General features: G+C 44.8%; 21 protein-coding genes. 9 read left to right on the top strand and 12 right to left on the bottom strand.

Annotated features, from left to right (window positions below):
• Positions 1–60 precede the first annotated feature (60 nt).
• Entirely contained in the window at positions 61–681 is a 621-nt protein-coding gene (bamJ, locus tag B5D54_RS11395; protein WP_078926674.1) for a BamJ family beta-barrel-assembly machinery protein, read from the bottom strand.
• A gap of 230 nt (positions 682–911) precedes the next feature.
• On the opposite strand from bamJ, the gene B5D54_RS11390 reads away from it, so the two are divergent.
• A complete protein-coding gene (locus B5D54_RS11390) occupies positions 912–1511 on the top strand; it encodes a LysM-like peptidoglycan-binding domain-containing protein (RefSeq protein ID WP_078926673.1) in 600 nt (199 codons plus the stop codon).
• Positions 1512–1516: 5 nt separating this feature from the next.
• Here the strand turns inward: B5D54_RS11390 and B5D54_RS11385 are convergent, their stop codons facing one another.
• Entirely contained in the window at positions 1517–1975 is a 459-nt protein-coding gene (locus B5D54_RS11385) for a GNAT family N-acetyltransferase (RefSeq protein WP_078926672.1), read from the bottom strand.
• A gap of 172 nt (positions 1976–2147) precedes the next feature.
• On the opposite strand from B5D54_RS11385, the gene dbpA reads away from it, so the two are divergent.
• Complete coding sequence (dbpA, locus tag B5D54_RS11380; protein WP_078926671.1) at positions 2148–3530, top strand: ATP-dependent RNA helicase DbpA; 1383 nt, start codon at positions 2148–2150, stop codon at positions 3528–3530.
• 68 nt (positions 3531–3598) lie between these two features.
• Here dbpA and cpdB read toward each other — a convergent pair whose 3' ends face one another.
• Positions 3599–5575, bottom strand: coding sequence for a 2',3'-cyclic-nucleotide 2'-phosphodiesterase (gene cpdB, locus B5D54_RS11375; protein WP_078926670.1), 1977 nt, complete (start codon positions 5573–5575; stop codon positions 3599–3601).
• 289 nt (positions 5576–5864) lie between these two features.
• On the opposite strand from cpdB, the gene cobA reads away from it, so the two are divergent.
• The 4 genes from cobA to cysC all read left to right on the top strand — a co-directional run bounded on the left by cobA (position 5865) and on the right by cysC (position 9786).
• On the top strand, positions 5865–6746 hold the full coding sequence (gene cobA, locus B5D54_RS11370) for a uroporphyrinogen-III C-methyltransferase (RefSeq protein ID WP_078926669.1): 882 nt from the start codon (positions 5865–5867) through the stop codon (positions 6744–6746).
• Positions 6747–6812: 66 nt separating this feature from the next.
• Entirely contained in the window at positions 6813–7721 is a 909-nt protein-coding gene (gene cysD / locus B5D54_RS11365) for a sulfate adenylyltransferase subunit CysD (RefSeq protein ID WP_078926668.1), read from the top strand.
• 17 nt (positions 7722–7738) lie between these two features.
• Entirely contained in the window at positions 7739–9172 is a 1434-nt protein-coding gene (gene cysN, locus B5D54_RS11360) for a sulfate adenylyltransferase subunit CysN (RefSeq protein ID WP_078926667.1), read from the top strand.
• On the top strand, positions 9169–9786 hold the full coding sequence (cysC, locus tag B5D54_RS11355) for an adenylyl-sulfate kinase (protein WP_078926666.1): 618 nt from the start codon (positions 9169–9171) through the stop codon (positions 9784–9786). Before cysN ends, cysC begins: the two co-directional genes overlap by 4 nt.
• Before the next feature lie 45 nt (positions 9787–9831).
• On the opposite strand, the gene B5D54_RS11350 is transcribed toward cysC, so the two are convergent.
• The 8 genes from B5D54_RS11350 to msrA all read right to left on the bottom strand — a co-directional run bounded on the left by B5D54_RS11350 (position 9832) and on the right by msrA (position 16051).
• Entirely contained in the window at positions 9832–10728 is an 897-nt protein-coding gene (locus B5D54_RS11350) for a TIGR03899 family protein (RefSeq protein ID WP_078926665.1), read from the bottom strand.
• Positions 10729–11026: 298 nt separating this feature from the next.
• A complete protein-coding gene (locus B5D54_RS11345; protein ID WP_078926664.1) occupies positions 11027–11527 on the bottom strand; it encodes a DUF3299 domain-containing protein in 501 nt (166 codons plus the stop codon).
• Between the two features lie 9 nt (positions 11528–11536).
• Positions 11537–12796, bottom strand: coding sequence for an ABC transporter permease (locus B5D54_RS11340; RefSeq protein ID WP_078926663.1), 1260 nt, complete (start codon positions 12794–12796; stop codon positions 11537–11539).
• On the bottom strand, positions 12787–13509 hold the full coding sequence (locus B5D54_RS11335; protein WP_078926662.1) for an ABC transporter ATP-binding protein: 723 nt from the start codon (positions 13507–13509) through the stop codon (positions 12787–12789). Before B5D54_RS11335 ends, B5D54_RS11340 begins: the two co-directional genes overlap by 10 nt.
• A 54-nt stretch (positions 13510–13563) precedes the next feature.
• The gene (gene zrgA, locus B5D54_RS11330) at positions 13564–14235 is read right to left on the bottom strand and encodes a zinc uptake protein ZrgA (protein ID WP_078926661.1); all 672 of its coding nucleotides are present in this window, start codon (positions 14233–14235) and stop codon (positions 13564–13566) included.
• Positions 14236–14295: 60 nt separating this feature from the next.
• Complete coding sequence (locus B5D54_RS11325; RefSeq protein WP_078926660.1) at positions 14296–14601, bottom strand: DUF2607 family protein; 306 nt, start codon at positions 14599–14601, stop codon at positions 14296–14298.
• Positions 14602–14685: 84 nt separating this feature from the next.
• Entirely contained in the window at positions 14686–15240 is a 555-nt protein-coding gene (locus tag B5D54_RS11320; protein ID WP_078926740.1) for a YtfJ family protein, read from the bottom strand.
• Positions 15241–15403: 163 nt separating this feature from the next.
• Positions 15404–16051 carry a peptide-methionine (S)-S-oxide reductase MsrA gene (gene msrA, locus B5D54_RS11315; RefSeq protein ID WP_078926659.1) on the bottom strand — a complete coding sequence of 216 codons (648 nt, stop codon included), beginning with the start codon at positions 16049–16051 and terminating at the stop codon, positions 15404–15406.
• A 299-nt stretch (positions 16052–16350) separates the two neighbouring features.
• On the opposite strand from msrA, the gene tamA reads away from it, so the two are divergent.
• Genes tamA through B5D54_RS11300 form a run of 3 tightly spaced genes read left to right on the top strand, consistent with a single transcriptional unit; the run spans position 16351 to position 22126 of the window.
• Complete coding sequence (gene tamA, locus B5D54_RS11310) at positions 16351–18018, top strand: autotransporter assembly complex protein TamA (RefSeq protein WP_407834911.1); 1668 nt, start codon at positions 16351–16353, stop codon at positions 18016–18018.
• Positions 18015–21770 (top strand): autotransporter assembly complex protein TamB, encoded by a 3756-nt coding sequence (tamB, locus tag B5D54_RS11305; RefSeq protein ID WP_078926657.1) that lies wholly within the window; start codon positions 18015–18017, stop codon positions 21768–21770. The genes tamA and tamB overlap by 4 nt, the downstream gene beginning before the upstream one ends.
• An 11-nt stretch (positions 21771–21781) precedes the next feature.
• Positions 21782–22126 carry a gamma-glutamylcyclotransferase family protein gene (locus B5D54_RS11300; protein WP_078926656.1) on the top strand — a complete coding sequence of 115 codons (345 nt, stop codon included), beginning with the start codon at positions 21782–21784 and terminating at the stop codon, positions 22124–22126.
• A 68-nt stretch (positions 22127–22194) separates the two neighbouring features.
• On the opposite strand, the gene ppa is transcribed toward B5D54_RS11300, so the two are convergent.
• A complete protein-coding gene (ppa, locus tag B5D54_RS11295) occupies positions 22195–22725 on the bottom strand; it encodes an inorganic diphosphatase (RefSeq protein WP_078926655.1) in 531 nt (176 codons plus the stop codon).
• Between the last annotated feature and the right edge of the window lie 200 nt (positions 22726–22925).

Here is a 22925-nt window from a genome sequence, read left to right as displayed (position 1 = left end):
GAGGGGATGGATAATAAAAAGCGGCGCAATGCACCGCTGGAAATGGGGGTTGAGTGGAACTTATAGAATAGCCAGTAGCTCAACTTCAAAAATGAGAGCCGCAAATGGAGGAATCGCAGCACCAGCACCACGTTCGCCATACGCAAGGTCTTGCGGGATATATAATTTCCATTTTGAGCCAACAGGCATCAATTGTAGCGCTTCAACCCAGCCTTTAATGACACCTGTTACTGGGAATTCAGCGGGTTGACCGCGAGAGACTGAGCTGTCAAAAACAGTACCGTCGGTAAGCTCACCATGGTAATGAACACGAACAGATTTATCTGCGCTCGGTATTTCACCTGTCCCTTCATTGATGATTTCGTACTGCAAACCCGATTCTAAAACCGTCACTTCTGGGCGTAGTGCGTTATCTTTTAAAAAGTTTTCACCCTCTGCGGCGGCAATTTTTGCCGATGCTTGGCGAGCTTCTTCGGCACGCATGTGCATAGCCTGTAGTGCTTGGTTGATTTCATCAACGTCGATGGCTGGCATTTCACCGACTAATGCGGTGGCAATCCCCGCAGCAATCGCATCGACATTTAGGCCTTCTAGACCACTACCTGCCAATTGCTGGCCCATTTGTAGACCAATACCATAGCTGGCTTTTTGCTCTACCGTTTCAAATTTTACGTCAGACATAAGTGTCACTCTTTGTCACAAAAAGAAAGCCGACAGAATACCAGTTTCAGCGTTTGGATGAAATGCTTGTCAATAAATCCTGCTATAAAGGTGTTAAGGTGTGAGTTGACGCAGAATCTAAGAGGAAAAACTTCAAGATTGTGTCAACCTTTGGTAGAAGCAAGGTCATGCTCTATACTCTTGGCACGTGAGTTTTTATACTGTACCAAGCATTTTAGGGACGGATAGAAATGAATCGCCGACATAAGAAAAAACAACAAACGGATTACTTGGCATTGATGAAACGCCAGTGGCTGGCTATTGAGTGGCAAAAGACATTCCAGCATTTAACCGCTCGTGATAATTTTAAGCGCTGGGTTTCCTTTTGGCAGCGTTTGCCGATTTACCATCAAAGAGCATTGATGGTGTTAATTCCATTGGTTGTCATTCTACTGATTGCACCATGGCCATCAACGGATCCCTCTGCCCAAAAAGAATATCCCCAATCATCCCATCAACGGGTGGCTATTGCAGTCAATACTCAAGGGCTCAGTGAGCAAAATAAGGAGCCTTCTGCCCCAGTGGCAGAGAAAGCCTGGCATGAGTACATTGTTAAGCAAGGGGATACGCTATCTCAAGTTTTTCGCAGTAATGGATTATCGATGTCGGATCTTAATGCTTTAGTGCAGATTGAAGGTGGGGATAAACCACTTAGCCAGATTCAACGCGGGCAATTAATTCGTTTTAAGCTGACTACAGATGGGCAGTTAGATATTCTTCAGTTAGAAAAAAATAATCAATCGGTAATGTTTTTTCGCCTTTCTGATGGTGGTTTTGGGCGCAGTAAATAACGGGATCAGCTATCTGCGGAGCGTTTCATATCAACATGAGCAATACCATCTTCTAAATAGCTTTCCGATGTCGCAATAAATCCGTACTGGGTGTAGAAATCGGTGAGGTAAGTTTGTGCGCCAATTTCGATGGCTTGTTTCGGCCAATGTTGGGCACAGTGTATCAGTGCTTGCTCGAGTAATTGATACGCAAGGCCTTGCCCTCTGGCGCTCTGTGCAATAGCGACGCGACCAATACTGACGCTTGGGTAGCTGGCGCCAGGAGGAAGTAGGCGGGCACAAGCGACTAACTGTTGCTGATGATACCCCATTAAATGCCGTGTTTCCTTTATTCTATCTTTGTCGTCCAACTCAGGATAAGGGCACTGTTGCTCAACCACAAAAATGTTTACTCGTAGTTTCAATAGTTCATAAAGCTCATCAGGTGTGAGTTCGTTAAACGAGCGGCATTGCCAAGTGTACATTTGTTAACTCCTTGTCTTTCTTCATTTTACACGATGAACGCACGGGATAAGGAAAGGCGTCTATATGCACTATCCTAGGCAAAGAGCCATCGTAGCTCAATATTGACTGGTGGTCTTAGGAAAAATAGCGATAATAGGCGGTTCTTCTTTCGTCTAACTAAAGGACGCCTCCTTGAGTAATACCTCTTTTTCTACAATTAATTTAAAGCCAGACCTTCTTTCGAACCTCGCTACATTGGGTTATACCCAAATGACGCCAATTCAAGCATTAAGCTTACCAAGCATTTTGGCGGGTAAGGATGTTATCGGGCAAGGAAAAACGGGGTCAGGGAAAACCGCGGCGTTTGGCTTGGGGGTGTTATCGAACCTTAATGTGAAACGATTTCGGGTACAAGCCCTAGTTTTATGTCCAACCAGAGAACTAGCGGATCAGGTTGCGACCGAAATTCGCACTTTAGGTCGTGCGATTCATAATATTAAAGTACTGACCTTATGCGGCGGGATGCCAATGGGGCCGCAGATTGGTTCGTTGGAGCATGGTGCTCATATTTTGGTTGGTACTCCGGGGCGAATTCTGGATCACTTAGAGAAAGGGCGAATTGATCTTTCAGAGCTCAATACCTTGGTGTTAGATGAAGCCGACCGGATGCTCGAAATGGGATTTCAGGAATCGTTAGATGCGATCATCAATGAAACCCCCATTTCACGTCAAACCTTACTCTTTAGTGCGACATTCCCCACTCAGATCAAACAGATTGCTCAGCGTATCATGCGTGAGCCTGAAATGGTGAAAGTGGAATCGACTCACAATACATCTAGTATCCAGCAATTCTTTTATAAAGTTGAAGGGACTCAAGCGAGAGATCAAGCGCTGGAGTTGTTGCTATTGCATCATCAGCCTGAATCGGCGGTCGTTTTTTGTAATACCAAAAAAGAAGTACAAAGTGTGGCCGATGAGCTGCATCATAAAGGGTTTAGTGTCGTTGAGCTGCACGGTGATTTAGAGCAACGGGATCGTGACCAAGCTCTAATTCAATTTGCGAATAAAAGTATCTCCATTTTGGTCGCAACTGATGTGGCAGCACGTGGTTTGGATGTGGATAATTTAGATGCCGTGGTTAACTTTGAACTCTCGCGTGACCCAGAAGTGCATGTGCATCGTATTGGTCGAACTGGGCGAGCGGGAAGTCAAGGGCTAGCCTTTAGTTTCTTTAGCGATAAAGAGATGCATCGAGTCGCCATGATTGATGAGTATCTGGATATGCCGATTGAGGCCGCAACGCTTCCTGAGGTGAATCCGCAGGCTCAACCTTATGCCGCAAAAATGGTGACTCTCCAGATTGATGGTGGGAAAAAGCAAAAAGTTCGTCCAGGAGATATTCTGGGCGCATTAACCGCGGGAGGGCATATTGCTGCGGAGCAGATAGGTAAAATTAACGTATTACCTATGCGTGCCTATGTTGCAGTTAATAAGAAGGTGGCCAAGCTGGCGCTACAAAAACTGAGTAATGGAAAAATTAAAGGTCGCCAATTTCGAGCCCGTTTATTGAAATAGTGTGAGTCGTTCAATTCCAGAAAAGCCAGTGCAGAGCACTGGCTTTTCTCGTTATAACTCAACCAATCTCAATGTGCTTTATCTTGTGTGGTGAGATCGATTTGATAGACTGCGAATCCAATATCATCCGTGGTGATGTAACTCATGGGATATAGGCCGTTACTTTTTATAAATTGTGCTGCTTTTTCACTGGGAGATGTTTCAAAGCGAATGTCTAGTGGTGTATGGCTACGAATGGGCACGAATGACCAGTTATTATCCGCCGTTGGAGTAACGTGGCCCTTTTCTTTACTGATCCGAGCAATATAGTTTGCTACCACGGTACGGTTTTCATCTGGTGAATCAAAAGCAATAAATTCACTCCCTGTACCTGCAAATTTATTGCTGTAGGCACGATAGTTATTGGTTGCGACCAAAAATGGTTGTTTTAGGTTGATTGGTTGACCTTGGTAAGTTAAGCCGACAATTCGTTCTGCATCTTTATTCACTAATTTACAGTCACCATCGTATTTAGCTGGCTGAGTGACATCAATCTGATAGCGTACCCCATCCATGACATCAAAATTATAAGTACGAAAACCTTCCCAGTTAATCAGAGCTTGTGGTAATTGACTCGTTGGATCAATCTGGTTGAATTGACCGGCACTGCACTCTAGCCATTCTTTCACTTCTTTACCTGTCATTTTGAGCGCGACTAGGGTATTTGGATAGAGATAAAGATCGGCCGCGTTGCGAAAGGTCAATTGCCCCGATTCCACTTCAGTAAACCCATGGGGATCATCTTTGCGTCCTCCCACTTTAAAAGGAGCTCCTGCCGATAAAACGGGTAAGCCTGCTAAGTTGGGGTCGCCTTGAATAAAGCGTTCGACATAATCTTTTTGTGCTAGGTTGACGATTTGTACTGTTGGATCATCTTGTACAAGCGCCAAAAAGCTATACATGACATTATCCGCTTTACCTATGGGCTGATTGACAAACTCACGAGTACCTTTGTGATCCTCGGCTAGGGCTTTCACGATATTCTGGTCTGCCTCGGCTAGCGCCTGCTTGGTCACGTGATCGAAAATTGGTCTAGCTTCAGCGCGCCCGTCCACCACTAGCCACTGGCCATGATCTTTTTTTAGTGTTAGATCGATCACGCCCACATGACTGCCCCAGCGACCGGGCATGACCGCAGGAATACCGTTAATCGTGCCTTGATTGATATCGGCACCCGGTAGGTTTGCATAGTCAGCACTTGGGAATACGGCATGTGAGTGGCCAAATGCAATGGCATCAATCCCTTGGACTTGAGTGAGGTAGTAAACCGAGTTTTCGGCTCCTGCTTGGTAAGGATCGGTCGAGATCCCTGAATGAGGAATAGCGATGATCACATCCGCCCCTTGATGTTTTATTTGCGGGATGAGGGTTGCTGCGCTTTGCTTTATATCTTTGGTAAAGACTTTTCCTTCAAGGTTCTTTTTATCCCAGAGCATGATCTGAGGTGGAACAAAACCAATATAACCGACATTAATGGTCTGTATTTTTCCCGCTTGATCAGTAAAGGTATGTGCTTTAATCAAATAAGGTTGGAAAGCGTGATCTCCCGTTTTTTGATCAAAAACATTGGCATTAATGTAAGGGAAGGCGGCTCCTTTAATCGCTTGGTTGAGAAAATCTAAGCCGTAATTAAACTCGTGGTTACCAATGTTACCCACATCATAACCCAATTGATTCATAGCCTTATAAGCTGGGTGGATCTCTCCTTTCGCAATACCTTTGGCCGCGATGTAGTCTCCCATCGGGCTTCCTTGAATTAAATCACCATTATCGACCAATACGCTATTAACCACTTCAGCTCGGGCTTGTTTGACCAGACTGGCTGCTCGCGCTAAGCCCAGTTGCTGAGATGGTTTGTCTTTGTAGTAATCATAATCCATCAAATTGGTGTGAATATCGGTAGTTTCAATAATTCTCAATTGAATAGTTTCAGCCATTACAGGCCCAGCGAGACTCAGCAGCCCACCTAACAGTGCGGCAGCAAGAGGCTTAAGTGGTGAATTCATGTGGGCTCCTACCTATATGAATGAAGGGGGGTATAAAGCGTTACCCGAGCAAATGTAGCAAATAGCGATGCAACAAGAAGCTCGCGTCATCACAAAGTGTGATTTATTGCGGTTTTTAGGGGGTAGAGACATTGTTTGGCGACCCGTTGCTAATGCAGAAAGGGAGAGCGTTTCTCTTTTTTATTCATCTCTTATCAGCTTTTAGTATAAAAAATGAAATTTTAGAATTTCAGGTAATAAATAGAACTGCTCATAATGCAGGTCATCAATTGCGTAATGGATAGCAAACATGGCGAGTACAAAGAGCATGATTAACGGGCTTATCACCCCCCCACCATTAGTGGCACTAGCAGGTGGAGCATCACCGAATCCTTTTACTCGCCTTTCACGTAGCCAGTTACAACCCGGAGAAGTGGCATTAGTAGGGGCTGGTCCCGGCGATCCTGAATTATTGACGGTTAAAGCCCTTAATTATCTTCAGCAGGCCGATGTCATTCTTTATGACTACTTGGTCTCTGATGAAATCATGAGCTTAATTCCTTCTGACACCATATTGGTTTGTGTCGGCAAACGTGCTGGCCATCATAGTGTGCCACAAGAGAAAACCAACCAGCTATTGGTAGATTTTGCTCAGTCAGGTTATCGAGTGGTGCGAATGAAAGGGGGGGATCCTTTTATTTTTGGACGTGGGGGAGAAGAGCTTGAAGCCTTGGTGGATGCTGGAATTTCTTTTCAGGTTATCCCCGGAATTACTGCCGCCGCAGGAGCTACGGCCTATGCTGGTATTCCTCTTACTCACCGTGATTATGCGCAATCTGCCGTTTTTATTACCGGCCATCTTAAAAATGAAACTGCGGATGAAATGGATTGGTCCACATTAGCTCGTGGTCAGCAAACGTTAGTGATTTATATGGGGTTGATGAAATCTCAGTTTATTGCTCAGCAGTTAATGAAGCATGGAAGAAGTGCCAGCACCCCGATCGCCATCATTGAACGAGGGACTCAGCAAACTCAGCAAGTGCAGCGAGGAATGCTGAATGAGTTACCACAACTAGCGGCTATGGCTCAATCTCCGGCTTTAATTGTCATTGGTGAGGTGGTGTCTTTGGCCGACAAACTGGCTTGGTTTGGTGAACGTGCGGTTCACTCTTCTCACTATCAATATGCCTAACCCGATTTTAATAGAAAACCTGTCGTGGTTTTTCAGCGATAAGGCAGCTAAAAGGAAGCTCGCAACATGGATCAACAACGCTTAACCCATTTACAACAGCTTGAAGCAGAAAGTATTCACATCATTCGTGAAGTCGCGGCAGAATTTGCCAACCCAGTCATGATGTACTCGATTGGTAAAGATTCCTCCGTCATGCTGCATCTGGCTCGAAAAGCTTTTTATCCGGGAAAAATTCCTTTTCCTCTGTTGCATGTGGATACGGATTGGAAATTTCGTGAAATGATCGCCTTTCGTGATGCCACCGCGAAAAAATATGGTTTTGAATTGCTTGTGCATAAGAACCCAGAAGGCATGGCGATGGGCATTAATCCTTTTGTGCATGGTTCATCGAAACATACCGATATCATGAAAACGCAAGGGTTAAAACAAGCTCTCAATCAATATGGGTTTGATGCCGCTTTTGGTGGTGCGCGACGTGATGAAGAAAAATCGCGTGCCAAAGAACGCGTCTACTCTTTTCGTGATAAAAACCACGCTTGGGATCCGAAAAATCAGCGCCCAGAGTTATGGCACACTTATAACGGGCAGATCAATAAAGGGGAAAGTATCCGAGTATTTCCTTTATCTAATTGGACAGAACTGGATATTTGGCAATACATCTACTTAGAAAATATTGAGATTGTACCGCTTTACCTAGCGGCGGTTCGCCCTGTGGTGGAACGAGATGGCATGTTGATCATGGTTGATGATCAACGAATGGAGCTAAAAGAGGGCGAACAAATTCAACATAAAAGCGTTCGCTTTCGCACATTAGGCTGCTACCCCCTGACCGGCGCGATAGAGTCCACAGCCAGTACGCTACCTGAAATTATTGAAGAGATGCTGGTGACAACCTCCAGTGAGCGTCAAGGAAGGGCGATTGACCACGATCAATCAGGATCGATGGAACTGAAAAAACGCCAAGGTTACTTCTAAGGATTTGAGGAAAGAAAATGAACAGTGCAGTGCATGCTCAACTTGCTGAGCTTGGTATTGAAGGATACCTCAACCAACATCAACATAAATCATTACTTCGGTTTTTAACCTGTGGCTCTGTTGACGATGGAAAAAGTACCTTAATTGGTCGTTTACTTCATGACTCAAAGCAGATTTATGAAGATCAATTAGCGGCGGTCCACTCTGACAGCCAGCGAGTGGGGACAACCGGAGAGCGCCCCGATCTCGCTCTGTTGGTGGACGGGTTACAAGCTGAACGCGAACAAGGCATCACCATAGATGTGGCATATCGTTATTTTTCTACCCAAAAGCGTAAATTCATTATTGCCGATACACCGGGGCATGAGCAGTACACTCGCAATATGGCAACCGGAGCCTCTACTTGTGATTTAGCGATCATTTTGATTGATGCCCGTAAAGGCATTTTAGATCAGACTCGCCGTCACTCTTTTATCGCCAATCTGCTCGGAATCAAACACTTTGTGGTGGCGGTGAATAAAATGGATTTGGTGGAATATTCGGCAGAGCGCTTTGATGAAATTCATCAGCAGTATGCTGAGTTTTCTCAGCATTTACATGGCGATATTGATATTCAACTTATCCCAATCTCGGCACTCGAAGGTGATAATGTGGTGGAAAAAAGCCAGCAGATGCCTTGGTATCAAGGGCCTTCATTGCTAGAGCTGCTAGAAACGGTGGATATTGAAAAACAAAAAGGGCGGGGTGAGTTTCGCTTTCCGGTTCAGTATGTGAATCGCCCTAATCTTGATTTTCGAGGCTTTTCGGGCACCATTGCCGCAGGGACGATCAAGGTTGGGGATAAGATCAAAGTCTTGCCTTCTGGAAAAACTTCGACCATCGCCCGTATTGTGACTTTTGATGGGGATTTGCCGCAAGCCGAAGCGGGTTTAGCGGTAACCTTAACCCTGACGGACGAAATTGATATCAGCCGCGGTGATTTGCTGGTGTTGGCGGAGACGAATTTGCAAAGTACGCAGCGTTTACTGGCGGATGTGGTGTGGATGACAGAGCAGCCCTTACAAGCTGGGCGTGAATACGACATTAAAATTGCAGGCAAGAAAACGGTTGGGCGAGTGGAGTTTGTTCGTCATCAATACGATATTAATCACCTCTCGACTTTTGAGAGTGAAACATTACCACTGAATGGCATTGGTCTTTGTGAGTGGACGTTCCATCAAGCCATTGCCTTAGATCGTTATTTAGATTGTGCCGATACTGGTGGCTTTATCATTATCGATCGCTTAACCAATGTCACTGTTGGCGCTGGGCTGGTTCGTGAATCTCTCGCCGCCCCACAAGCAGATGAACCCTCTATCTCAGCCTTTGAGCTAGAACTCAATGCTTTGATCCGTAAACATTTCCCGCATTGGGATGCCCGTGATCTCTCGATATTGAAGGGAAGGTTATGAGCTCAGTGAAAGAAAATATTGTTTGGCACACACATGAGGTGGATAAAGCCTATCGAGCACAACTGAAAAATCAGCGCCCTGCGGTATTGTGGTTTACTGGGCTGTCTGGCGCGGGGAAGTCGACCATTGCTGGTGCTTTGGAAAGTCGATTAGCTCAGTTGGGCTACCATACCTACTTGTTGGATGGAGACAATGTCCGTCATGGTTTATGCGGTGATTTAGGCTTTTCGGAGCAAGATCGACGAGAGAATATTCGTCGTATTGGTGAGTTAGCCAAACTGATGGCTGATGCCGGATTGATTGTATTAACCGCATTTATTTCGCCTCATCGAGAGGAGCGGCAACAGGTACGGGATCTCTTTCCAAGCGATGAGTTCCTTGAAGTCTATGTAAATACTCAATTGTCGGTTTGTGAGCAGCGTGATCCTAAAGGCTTATATAAAAAAGCGCGTGCAGGTGAGATAAGCCACTTTACGGGTATCGACTCTGTCTATGAAGCGCCACTGGCCGCAGAGATCGACTTACCAGCGGGGGAGGCCTCGGTGACCGCTTTAGTGGAACAGTGCTTAGATCATTTGCATGAGCGAGGCATTATCCACCTTAGCAAATCATAAACAGCCGATAGGCTAAAACCAGCGTTCATCGCTGGTTTTTTTCATTTAGACGGTATGATGAATGGTACTGTTGGTATCGGTATGCACAACAAACTTCTGACTGAGCAAAGCGATCAGTTGATCGTAGTAATTCATATTGGGCTTATTACCGAGTAATCGACATAACTCATTGCCTGTGGGACTAAAGCGGTAATAAAGTAAATGCACTCCTTTTGAGGTGGCATTCAGGAGCAGATGCTTATTTTGATAGCTGAGGCTTAGTGGTGGGTCGAGCTCAATTTCTCCAGATTCCAACTCGGTTGCATATAGTAAACCGAGTTCAATTAACACAAGCAAGCTGGAGTAAGGCAGTTGGTGGCTGCCAATATTCAGTGTGATGGTCGAGTTTCTTTTCCCTAGACTAAAAAGGCTATTATGCATTTTTAGCCCAAACAACAGTTTTAAGCTGGTATCACTACCAAAACTACAAGCGAGCGTGGCGGCTCGTTGCAAGATTTGCGCTTCTTTCGGTGTCATGTTTTGCAGTATGGCTAGTGCTTTCATGGAGGTGAAGCCGGGATTGGTCACTTCCCGCTTGAGTACTTGAGCCCAAAGACGCTGCATAGAAGAGTTATGAATATCTTGCGCCATATCGAAGAAACGGTATAGCCAATCTTGATCGGGATCTCCTGCTGTTTCGTTATTGCATGAAACGTGAGCAAGGTGAATGATCTGTTCTAAATTTTTCTGTCGTTGCTCTTTACGATCTCGTTCGCGTTTCAAAGCTCGATCTAATGGGGTTTTCTTTGGGGCTTCAGAGAGTAATAAGGCATCAAGCCCATGTTGCCGAGCAATCGTAGAGATACGGCTGGCGCTATCTTTGAGATAATTGGATTTTTTTTCTTTATGAGATTCAGTCGTGGTTGGGTGTTCAATCACGACTGAGGATTTTAGCTCGGCCATGTCTTACCAAATCTTACCATTTGAACAATGTATCAAAATGTACCGTGGATTGCTCTGTGGGACTAGTGAAACTCTTAGTGTTAGTGCACAAATTTACGCTATTAAAAATGATAATAACTTGTTAAAATTGTTATCGTCTTTTGTGGGGTAATCATGAAGTACAATAAAGAAAATCGCTGGTTTAAGTACCTATCGACCACCATATTATTTATTTTTTACTTGGGAATATTGAGTTATCTTGCCAAGTATTTGATATAAAGAATATGGATCGATAGGTGAACATTATTGTAACATCTCGTTACATATCATCGTAATCAGCAAGCGCTTCCCCTTCTATTAGATATCCCGTTTCTGCAAGATCCACACTCACGATTTCAGTTTTTAGTGTCCCGATAACATAGACGACATCCCATAACTGTTGTATTGGCGCTCCTTGAGGGAATTTCACATAAATAATTTGATTGGGGGGAGGGGGTGGAACATGAATGCAGGCCCCAAAGTAGGGAACCAGTAAAAATTCGGTGACATTATTTTCATCCCCTTCCAAAGGAATCACAAAGCCCGGTATTTTTACTTTACTGCCATTGAGTTCTGAACGCACGCTGCCGACTTGCGTCTGTTGAGCTGGTAAGCTTGTTGTGTGGTCAACCATCGGCATACCCAATTGATCCAGTAGATGACGTTCATTTTCAGGAATGAGGTCAATCCAATCGAGTTTTAGCACTTCATCATTACTGTAAACACTGGGTATAAATAGGACCAGTATAGCCAAGGTTAGGCTGAGTAACCCTTTATTCATCAATATCTCCTAAAGTCGAATGGTCATACCATCACTCAGTGATTGACGGTAAGCTCGCAGGGCAGGAATAAAGCCTATCATGGTCCCTGCTGTTTGCACATAGCCGAGTAGCTGCCACTCATAAGCCGTGAGTGACTGCAGTGATAATTGGATACCATATTGGCTGGCCACGATGGGGCTGGCAAAAGCGATCAGAGCATATAAACCCACCACTCCCGTTAAAATACCGAAAAAGGTGAGTACACTTGCCTCACTGATAAGCAAAGCAAAAACATGCTTAGGTTGTGCTCCCATTGCTCGTAAAATAGACATTTCTCTTCGCCGTTCTTGCAAGCTGGTTAATAAGCTGCTGAGCATTCCGAGTAAGCCAGCGATGACGACAAAAATAGAGACGGCCATCAAGGCTTGTTCGGCGATGGACATCATACTCCAGAGCTCGTGTAGTGCCACGCCGGGTAAAATAGCACTGAGCGGTTCATCTCGATATTGATTGATCTGCCTTTGCAAAGCAAAAGTTTGAATTTTAGAGCGCAGACCAATAAACATCGCGGTAATTTGTTGGGGGTCAAACTCGCGTTGCTCTAATTGCTCCCTGCTTGGGTTATGTCCTAAGTTTGCTCCTGACTCCCAGCCAACATGGATAGCTTCGATAGCTTGCAGAGAAACATGGAGGGTTTTATCTACAGGAGTACCGGTAGGAGCAAGGATGCCAACTACGGTAAAGGGTAAATTATCGTGACGACTGAACCCCACATCATTGATCCCATGGGCAATAATCAGTTCAGTGCCTAACTGATAGCCCAGTTGTTTCGCTACATCAGAACCCAGAACGACATCAAATAACCCAGAAAAAGGAGAACCTTGAGAAAAAGTAAGTGGTTGCTTACTTCCATAGCGAAAATGCTCAAAGTAGCTGTGGTTGGTACCCATCACACGAAAGCCTCTGTGGGAGTCGCCTAAGGAGATTGGAATCGCCCATTTTACCGATGGGTGTTGGCTGAATTCTTGGTAGCTTTTCCAATCAATATTATTGGTGGCATTACCAATGCGAAAAACGGAATAAAGCAGTAGGTTAACTTGGCCTGATCGGCCTCCGACAATGAGATCTGTTCCTGATATGGTATTTGCAAAGCTGTTTTTTGCTTGTGTTCGAATGCGTTCGACCCCCATTAAAAGGATAACAGAAATAGCCACGGTTAATACGGTTAATAAGGCCGTCGTTTTTCGATTAAGTAGGCTTTTCCACGCTAAATTGCCGATTACACCCATTGGATACCTCGTACACGATTTAAAGAGGGTAAGTACACACTACGGTTAAACAGTTTTTCTAATGTTGGGTCATGGCTAACAAATACGAGTGTCGATCCCACACGGCTGGCTTCTTCTAATAAAAGCTCAATAAAAGCGGTACGGTTATCGTGGTCTAAGGCGGAAGTGGGTTCATCGGCAATGAGTAAAGCGGGTTCACCGATTAGAGCACGAGCCGCAGCGACTCGCTGTTGTTGGCCGATACTTAATTCCACCACCGGTTGATGTAATAGTGACTCCGGTAAATGCAATTGAGTGAGCAGTTCTATTGCACGGCTGGAGAGAGCGCCTGAGAGGTTTTTTCGACGTTGGGATGAAAATTGACAAGGCAATGTGACATTTTCAATCACAGAGAGATAAGGCAATAGATTAAATTGCTGGAAAATATAACCAATATGATCAGCTCGAAAGCGGTCACGTTCGCCAGATTTCAATTGTGCCAAATCCTGTCCAAGTAAGCTGACTTTACCTTGGCTTGCTACTTGTATTCCTGTCAGCAAGCTTAATAACGTTGATTTACCACAGCCACTGGGCCCTTTAATAAACAGGTGTTCTCCTGTTACCACCGAGAGCTCTTCAATATCTAAGGTTAATTGTGGATTATTTGGCCACTGAAATTGCACCTGTTTCAGCTCAATGATAGGAGATGTCGAGTGAGTAAAGGTAGCGTTCATCACGGTTCCTTTTTTAGAGAAAAATGGGTAAGTGATCACTTACCCAAATGAGCATTAGAGTGAAATACGAGTCTGCTTGGGTGTTAGCTCTAATGAGGTTTGAGCTTGTTCTGTTAACAGGTTGACACTTATTTTTTCTGTACTAGGGAATAAGTTAAACCATTGGTGATCTATGTGACGAAGTTCAGAAATATGGTCACAATGATAGTGGTATTGGGCGGTAAATTCACCATGCTTGTGGTCGTGGTCGTGGTCGTGGTCGTGGTCGTGGTCGTGGTCGTGGTCGTGGTCGTGGTCGTGGTCGTGGTCGTGGTCGTGGTCGTGATGATGTTCATGTTCATGTTCATGTTCATGCTCGTGATGATGCTCATGATCATGGCCTTTATGCTGGTGATCCTGATGCTCTCCGAGTGTGTGGGTAACCTGAGCTTCCTCTAGTTGGCAGTTTGCTTGTGGTGTTAGGGCAAATAAAGCATTAGCCTGTTCTAGGGTTTCTATCGCACGGCTCAGCTTTTGTGTTTCTTGCTCTGTGTGTGGAGCGTGTTCAAAACCCACCACATCAGCGCCGGGAGCCGTCACTTCAATCAGTAAATCGTGTCCATCTTGCGCGATATTGAACTCAACATGACCATGGACATGGGCATCGTGTTGGCGAAAATCTTGAGCGAAAGCCGAAGTCGATATCGCGGCTGAAATACTTAAAACGAGTAAAGGTTTGGTAAGCATAGTCATTAATTCCATCATAATAAAATAAGTAAAACGTTCCGATATAGGGAGAAATCTTTGTTAACGTGGAAGGTGAAATGATGGAGGAGAACGGGCTAAATAAGCCAACTGAACCAATGCGATAGAAAATGGGTGAACAAACGATGGGCTCGAGTAATGGGTTGGCCAAACGGGCGGTTCAACCATAACATGGCTAAGCCCATGGTGAATGCTTGAAAATAACTGGCAGTGGTGATGCTCATGATGGATGGGGTCGAAATCCATTTGATGGGCGAGCGAAGCCACATTTAGCCATAAACTCAACAAGACAGCCACGAAAGCGGTTGTCTGAGTTTTGAGACGTAAAGGTTGTAGGCTCAGCTTCATGATACACCGTTGAGAAAAACAGGATTGTTATAATATAACAATCCTGTAGGCAAGCAAGGAAAGAGTGAAGGTAATCTGTGATGATTAAGTTAGGTGTTCACGGATGAGCGCCAGTACTTGATTGATCTCCGCTTCATTCAATGCCCCTTCTTTGATAAACAAAACCAGCCCTTGTTTATCTAACACGATGATCGTGGAAGATTTTTCTGGTAGCGCCCAGTGCTGTGCAACAACGCCAGAACTGTCGAGTACGATGGATGACCAAGGAAACGTTTTTTTACTTTCTTGTGCAGATGATTTTACAAAAGATCGGGTTCCCCATATCGCATCATTTTGATTGATGATGGAGGTTGTCTGGTAGTGCTGCTCAGGGAATTGGGCTGCGGTAAGAGCGCTCATCAGTGCTGCATTCATTTCTTTGGCGCTACTGCGTCCAGCCAGCGCCTGAATCACTCGTACTTTTCCAATCAGCTGATCACTGCTCCATGTTGTAAAGCTGGTTTGACTGCCCTTAAGCATCACTTCACCGTCACTTTTTACCTCAATGGAAGGGAGGGGGTGACCAAGTTGTAAGTTATGTGAAAAAGCGAGGAAAGGAGAGCAGGTTAAAGCGAGAGCCAAGAATATTTTTTTTATCATCATTATCTATCCGTGTTATTGAATCGAAAGGTGAAAGTGTCTTTCGTGATTAACTCAGCAAAAAGCCGCCTATTTTGACGACGATTTATCGATCAATCAGCGTGAGTCCAAGTATAGAACACGCTCATTATTGTGCCTCTGCTTAGATGGAAATCACCTCATATCATAAAGGTTTATCGACTTTATTAGCGAAAAAGCAGATGCCAGTTCCCCCTAAACCACAGTATCCACCTGGGTTTTTGGCAAGATATTGTTGGTGATAGCTTTCTGCATAATAGTAAGGCCCTGCGGGGATAATTTCGGTGGTAATTTTGCCTTGCTGATGCTGCTTCAATGCGGTTTGATAACAAGCAAGGCTATGTTCAGCGATAGCTTGTTGAACGGATGAATAGGTGTAAATAGCAGAACGGTACTGAGTGCCGTGATCATTGCCTTGACGCATACCTTGAGTGGGATCGTGGTTTTCCCAGAAGAGCTTAAGCAGTGCCTCGAGGGGGATTAATTGAGGTTGGTATACCACTCGAACCACTTCTGCATGCCCTGTTTGCCCAGAGCATACTTCCTCATAAGTTGGGTTGGGAGTATGACCACCAGAGTAGCCGACAGAGGTTGAGATAATGCCTTCTTGTTGCCAAAACAGGCGTTCAGCTCCCCAGAAGCATCCCATTCCCAGTAAAATCTGTTCTTCATCCGCATTGGGTTGATAGGTGAGCGGTACTGAGGTGACAAAATGTTTATCTTCTAATTGAGTCGGTATAGTGGTATTGGGTGAAGCTTGTGTGGTATCGATAGCGTGATCTTGTTTGAACATGCTTTTATCTCTCTCACTGTGATTGTTCATCAATGATAGCAAATAGTGATAGCCTAAGTGGTATATCAACAATTCGCATTCCGGCTTTAACATAGAGCGCTTTCATGCTTAATGCCATCGCTTATCTGTCGGCGGTGTTGAGAAAAAGGAACGATAAATTGATAATTCTCATACAGACTTCCACGTTTATTGACGGTATGATTCTGAACCAGTAAACGCTAACTGCGAGTGACGCCGATTAATTCCGCATGAGACACATTCTATTACCAACATTGTTGATAACCTTGTTTTTTTCTTCCATGACTTTAGCCAAAGTGAATGTCACCATTAATGGGTTAAAGGGAGAGGTTAAAGACAATGTCGATGCTTATCTATCGTCGATTCCCGATGCGGATTATTCCACACAACTCCGTTTTCAGTCTCGTTTAGAAAAGATGATGACCGAAGCGCTCAATGCGCTTGGGTACTATCACCCATATTTTACTTTTCAGGTGACAGAACCAGATAAAGCGATGACGATTACCGTCGACCCCGGTGAGGTGGTTCGCTTGGCTGAAGTGGACATTGTGATTGTTGGGGAAGCGGAGCAAGATGAGGATTTTGCGCGTTTAATCCAGCGTAGTGGACTTTCGGTTGGAGAGCCACTTAATCATAGCCACTATGACAGCTTGAAATCTTCCTTACGTAATTTATCGCTACAAAAAGGCTATTTTGATGGTAATTATCAAGTGAGTCGATTAGAAGTGGCTCCGGATCTCTATCAGGCTTTTGTGCGTTTACATTTTGATAGCGGTATTCGTTACCATTTTGGTGCTACGGAAATCAACGGTAGTCAAATAGAAGAAGTTCGAGTTCGCTCCCTACAACCCTTTAAGCAAGGTGATCCCTACCTCGTTTCTCAAGTCGGAGAGTTCAACCTTAATTTAGCCAACACCGATTGGTTTTCTTCTGTATTTGTGAAACCCGATATCAGTCAACTTGATCCGGGACAGCGTGAATTACCGATGGTGGTTTCTTTAGCGCCTAAAGCTCGTAATCAGTTGGAAACCGGTATTGGTTATTCGACGGATGTGGGGGTTCGAGGGTCTTTGAAGTGGAAAAAACCATGGGTCAATGACTTAGGCCACAGTTTTGACAGTAGTTTTTCCATTTCAAATCCAGAACAGAGTATTACGGCAGGTTATAAAATTCCGCTAGAGGATGTTTTGCATCAGTATTACCGCATTCAATACGGGATGAAACATGTAGACAGCCGAGATACAAAAAGCCTTGAGTCGAACTTATCACTAGAGCGACATTGGTTACTGGATTCAGGGTGGCATCGCACCGTATTCATTCGTTATTTGATTGAAAATTATGAGCAAGGTTTGCTTGATGATACTGCTCAATTTGTTTTACCTGGGGTCACTTATACCCGAACTCGAACTCGAATGAACCGCTCTTTACTGACTTGGGGAGATAAACAAACCATCACGCTTGAATATGGTGATCCCGCGTTTGTTTCTGAAACTCGAGTGACGCGAGTTCAAGCAGGAAGTTCGTGGTTAAGGAGCCTAGGTAATAACCACCGTGGGTTGGCTAGGATTGATGGTGGAGCTAACTTTGCGGAAGACTTTTCCAAACTCTCTCCTTCTTTACGCTTTTTTGCTGGGGGCGATAATAACCTCCGAGGTTATAGCTACCAGTCGATTTCTCCTCGTGATGCGAGTGATTCATTAACTGGGGCTAAATATATGGCGACCAGTTCATTGGAATATCAATATCGTTTAACCGGGAATTGGTGGGGAGCTTTATTTGTGGATTATGGTGATGCTTTTAACGATACCCCCGATTGGAAAACAGGGGCAGGCTTTGGTATTCGTTGGATTTCACCAGTAGGACCACTGCGACTTGATTTTGCTTGGGGGCTTGATTCTGATCCCGGTGACCAGTTTAAAATTCACTTCACGTTAGGGCCTGAATTATGATCAAGCGGGTAATGACGTGTATAAAATGGTTTTCGGCCAGCCTAGCCGGAATAGTGATTGTGCTGCTTTTAGCCGTGGCAGGCATACTCTTTACGAATCAGGGCTTAAATACCGTGCTTTGGGGGGTAAAAAAAGCATTACCTGAATTGTCAGTTCACGAAACAGAAGGCGCTTTATTTCCACGTTTTACTTTACATGGCGTGGCATTCAATGATGAAGATTTAGCTTTGAATGTAAAACTGGAAAAGTTAACGCTCGCTTTGAATGTTAACTGTTTGCTAGAGCCTATGGTCTGTATTAATGATGTCGTCATTTCTGGCTTGGCGGTTAATTTGCCACAATGGCCAGAAGCGAGTGAGGATACCGACGTAGAACCTTCTGACCCCATCACTCATTTTTCTAGTCCAATTCCCATCAAACTGGGGCGTTTAACGCTGGAGAATATTGATCTTAATCTCGTAGGCAACCGTATTGCGTGGCAACATTTTTCAACAGGGGCCTCGCTACAAAATAATCGGTTGAGAATTGATCCAACACGATGGAAGGGGGTGCGAGTGGCGCTGGTGGAGAGCGCTTCTGAAACGCAAAGCCGTCATGCGTCAGATACCGAACATGCGCCGATTTCTTTACCTGAGGTGATCATTCCTTTACGAGTAGAATTGAGCCGTTTTGAATTGAATGATTTTACGCTTCAGCAAGCAACGCCAATACGCATTCATCGTTTGGCATTGCAAGCGCAGGCATCTCAGTCTGAGGTGAATATTAAAAGCCTTGAATTAGATATGCCGGAACTCGAAGCGAGTTTATCGGCAAAAGCCACCTTAAAAGGCGATTATCCTCTAAATTTAACTTTGAGCTCATTACTGAAACTGGATGAGGTCAAGGGGCAAACCTTACAATTACAAGCCACAGGTAGTGTGGCTGATCTTTCATTAAATGCCCAATTGGCAGGTCGAGCAACAGCGACAATAGCGGCACGCATAGAGCCTTTGAAAACCGAGCTTCCCTTTGATGTACGGATTGAACAATTGGATGCTCAGTGGCCAATCAATGGCGATGGGGAATATTTTATTGTTGCGCCTCATATGGCAGCCAAAGGTTCATTGGAACACTACCAACTTGAATTGCAAAGTGAATTTTCAGGTCAAGATATCCCTGATCAAGCGGTGACCTTACAAGGGGAAGGATCGCTGACCCAGTTGATTTTACATCAATTGAAATTAAACACCCTAGGTGGTGAGATTCAAGGTCAGGCCATGGTTGACTGGGCGGATCTTGTTCATTGGCAAGCCACACTGAAGATGCGCGAGATCCAGCCAGAGATTCAGTGGCCAGATATACAAGGAAGAGTGAGTGGTCAGTTAGAAACATCGGGTCAGTTGACGCCTCAGGGGGGATGGAAAGTCGATTTGCCCCTGTTAGATATTCAGGGGGAAATACGTGGTTATCCACTCGATATTAAAGGGCAATTGACCGCAGATGATGTAGTGGGTCGTGGTGAATTTCGGATGAGTACATCAGGGTTAACTCTGGCCCATGGTCCAAATGCTATTACAGCAAAAGGGCGTTTGGACAAAGACTGGCGAATGAATATTGCTTTAAATTTAAAGGAGCTGGATAAAACGGTACCGGATCTTTTTGGTCAGGTTCAAGGCGATATTGTTTTGCGAGGTGCGTTTACTGAGCCGAATGTTCGTTTAGCATTGCAGGCCAATAAACTGGCTTGGCAAGAACAAGTCACCATCCAGCAGATGAATGTTGTGGGTGAAGTTGTCCCTATGCCTGTGCCGAATGGCAATTTTCGCCTGACCGTCGATGGTATTGGGTATCAAGATCAAACTATTGATCATATTGTACTTACCCTGGCAGGAGAGCAGAAAAAACATCAACTGACCTTAGCGGTTGAATCGGAACTCGCAGCGACTCATCTTGCGGTTCAAGGACGGTTAGACGATTCACCTCGCCTTATTTGGCAAGGGCAGTTGGAACGTATGGATGTGCTTTCTGAACAAGGGCGCTGGGTACTGAATCAAGCGACAGACATTCATGCTGATCTGGATCAACCAGCAGTGACTATTGCACCTCACTGCTGGTTACAAGGTGCATCCTCCTTATGTTTAACTAAAGAAGTCACCTTAGGTGAACAAGGCGAAGTGGATCTGGCGATCACGCAGTTTGCCTTCCAACAAATGGCGGGTTTTCTTCCACAAGACACCCAGCTCCGAGGTGAATTGAATGCCCACCTTTGGGCAAAATGGTCCCCAGAATCGCCACCTCAGATTGATCTTTCTGTGCAATTGCCGTCAGGAGAAGTCCAGCAAACTTTAGACCAGCCGGTCATCCTCGGATGGGATAATATCGTGATCCATGCTCAGCTTGCTAACAATAGGCTGAATGCAGATTGGCAGTTGAACATGACAGACAATGGCGATCTTTCCGGACAACTCCTTATTCCGGATGTGACGCAAGATGAGAAGCAATTAGAAGCAGCGATTAAACTGACGCCATTGAATATTGATTTTCTTGCTCCGTTGATTGGGGAGTACAGCCAAGCAAAATCGACCATTACTGCGGATTTAACCGTACAAGGTAATTTGTTACACCCTCAAGCATTCGGACAGTTCGCTATTCATGAGATGGCACTAACGGGAGACATTTCGCCATTAGAAATTCATTCCGGCCAATTGACTATCGACTTTACTGGCTATCAAGCGGTGCTGAATGCTGGGATTGAGACTGCCGATGGGACTTTGAATATTACCGGTGATGCTGACTGGCTAGATTTAGATGATTGGCGGGTAAATAGCCATGTTGCTGCGGAATCGTTAATGGTGGATTTACCACCGATGGTAAAGATGAAAGTGGTTCCCGATCTTACCTTGGCAATGCAACCAGAAAAAGCCAATATTACGGGATCTATTTCCCTACCATGGGGAAGAATTACTGTAGAAGAGCTTCCTCCCAGTGCAGTTGAGGTATCGAAAGATCAAGTCTTGTTAAGTCGAGATTTGATCCCTATTGATGAGTCAACGCCGCTTCCGTTACGGGTTGAAACGGAAGTCACGATTATGATTGGTGATGATGTTCGGCTTAGTGCGTTTGGTCTTCAGGGGGAGCTCATTGGCCGACTTAATGTGACCCAAAAAGATCAAGGCCCATTTATTGTTGGGGAAGTGAATATTCTCAAAGGGCAATATCGTTCATTTGGACAAGACTTATTGATTCAAGAAGGCAAAATTTTAATGAATGGGCCGGTGGATCAACCTTATTTATCAATCAAAGCGATCCGTAATCCAGACAATACACAAGACGATGTTATTGCTGGTGTACAAGTGACCGGTTCAGCGGATGAGCCGGCCGTCTCTATTTTCTCTGAACCGGTGATGCCTCAAGCCAATGCACTGTCTTATCTATTACGAGGCCAAGACATTGATGGTGAAGCCGGTGGAAACGCCATGACAACCACACTGATTGGGCTAAGCTTAGCTCAGAGTGGCAAGGTGGTCGGAAAAATTGGTGAGGGCCTTGGCGTTCAAGATTTACAACTCGATACCGCCGGTTCTGGTGATGATTCTCAGGTCACAGTCAGTGGGTATATTTTACCAGGTTTACAGGTGAAATATGGCGTGGGGATTTTCAATTCAGTCGGTGAGTTTACTGTGCGTTATCGCTTGATGAAAGATCTCTATCTCGAAGCGGTTTCAGGTGTCGATAGTGCAATTGATATACTTTACCGGTTCGAATTTAACTAAGGAGAGAAGCCATGCACCTTGTTTTTGTTTATGGCACTTTACGCCAAGGAGAGGCGAATCATCATTATTTAGAAGAAAGCCCACTATTGGGATCCTGGGTTACCCCTCCCGAATACGCGTTGCATGATCTAGGGCCTTACCCTGGTTTGAGTGCTGGACATCAATCGATTCATGGTGAAGTCTATCAGGTTGATGATTCAACCTTGGCGAAACTCGATATTCTGGAAGATGTCCCCGTGGAATATCGGCGGGAAAGCCTTGATACCCCTTATGGCCTAGCTTGGATATATATCTATCAAGATGTGAGCCGACTCACGGCTGTGATTGAGTCAGGAGATTGGTGTCAGCGTATTTAAGTTTTAAAGGTGAGAAATAAAACAGCCAACATTTTCGAGTTGGCTGTTTATCTTTAACCAGTGACAGTCTATTTCTTCTGAGCACGCTCGTAAGAAGACAAAATTTCAGCACGGGCAGAGGCCGCATCTTCCCAACCGTCTACTTTTACCCATTTACCACTTTCTAATTCTTTATAATGTTCAAAGAAGTGAGTAATTTGTGCTTTAAGCAGCTCTGGCACATCATTGATATCTTGGATGTGGTCATATTCTTTGGAGAGTTTTGAATGTGGAACCGCGATTACTTTCGCATCTTCACCCGACTCATCCGTCATTTTCAACACACCCACAGGGCGGCAACGAATGACCGAACCTGGCATCAGTGGGAATGGGGTTGGCACAAGAACATCCACAGGATCACCATCTAACGATAGAGTATGGTTCACATAGCCGTAGTTGCATGGGTAAAACATAGGTGCTGACATGAAGCGGTCAACAAATACCGCGCCAGAGTCTTTATCGACTTCGTATTTGATAGGATCAGCATTGGCTGGGATTTCAATCACAACATAGATATCGTCAGGCAGTGATTTGCCTGCTGGCACATGATTTAAACTCATTAAGGTTTCCTTTTTGTTAACCGGACTTCAAAAAACGTCATTAATTATTATGCAAACTGAGTAAAGGTGCAAAACCGATACACAATAAAGGGCAAAGTTTACCTGTAAATATGCCGATCCCCAAGAGGATGTTGGCAGAGAGTGTCCATAAATGGATGAGAGAGATCGATTCCCCAACCCTATCTAAGTGATCGTGTTGG

This window comes from Vibrio cincinnatiensis DSM 19608 (genome assembly GCF_900167345.1).
GTDB classification, from domain to species: domain Bacteria; phylum Pseudomonadota; class Gammaproteobacteria; order Enterobacterales; family Vibrionaceae; genus Vibrio; species Vibrio cincinnatiensis.
Note: the sequence above shows the minus strand (reverse complement) of the source record. Positions and strands in the feature narration are given on the sequence as shown.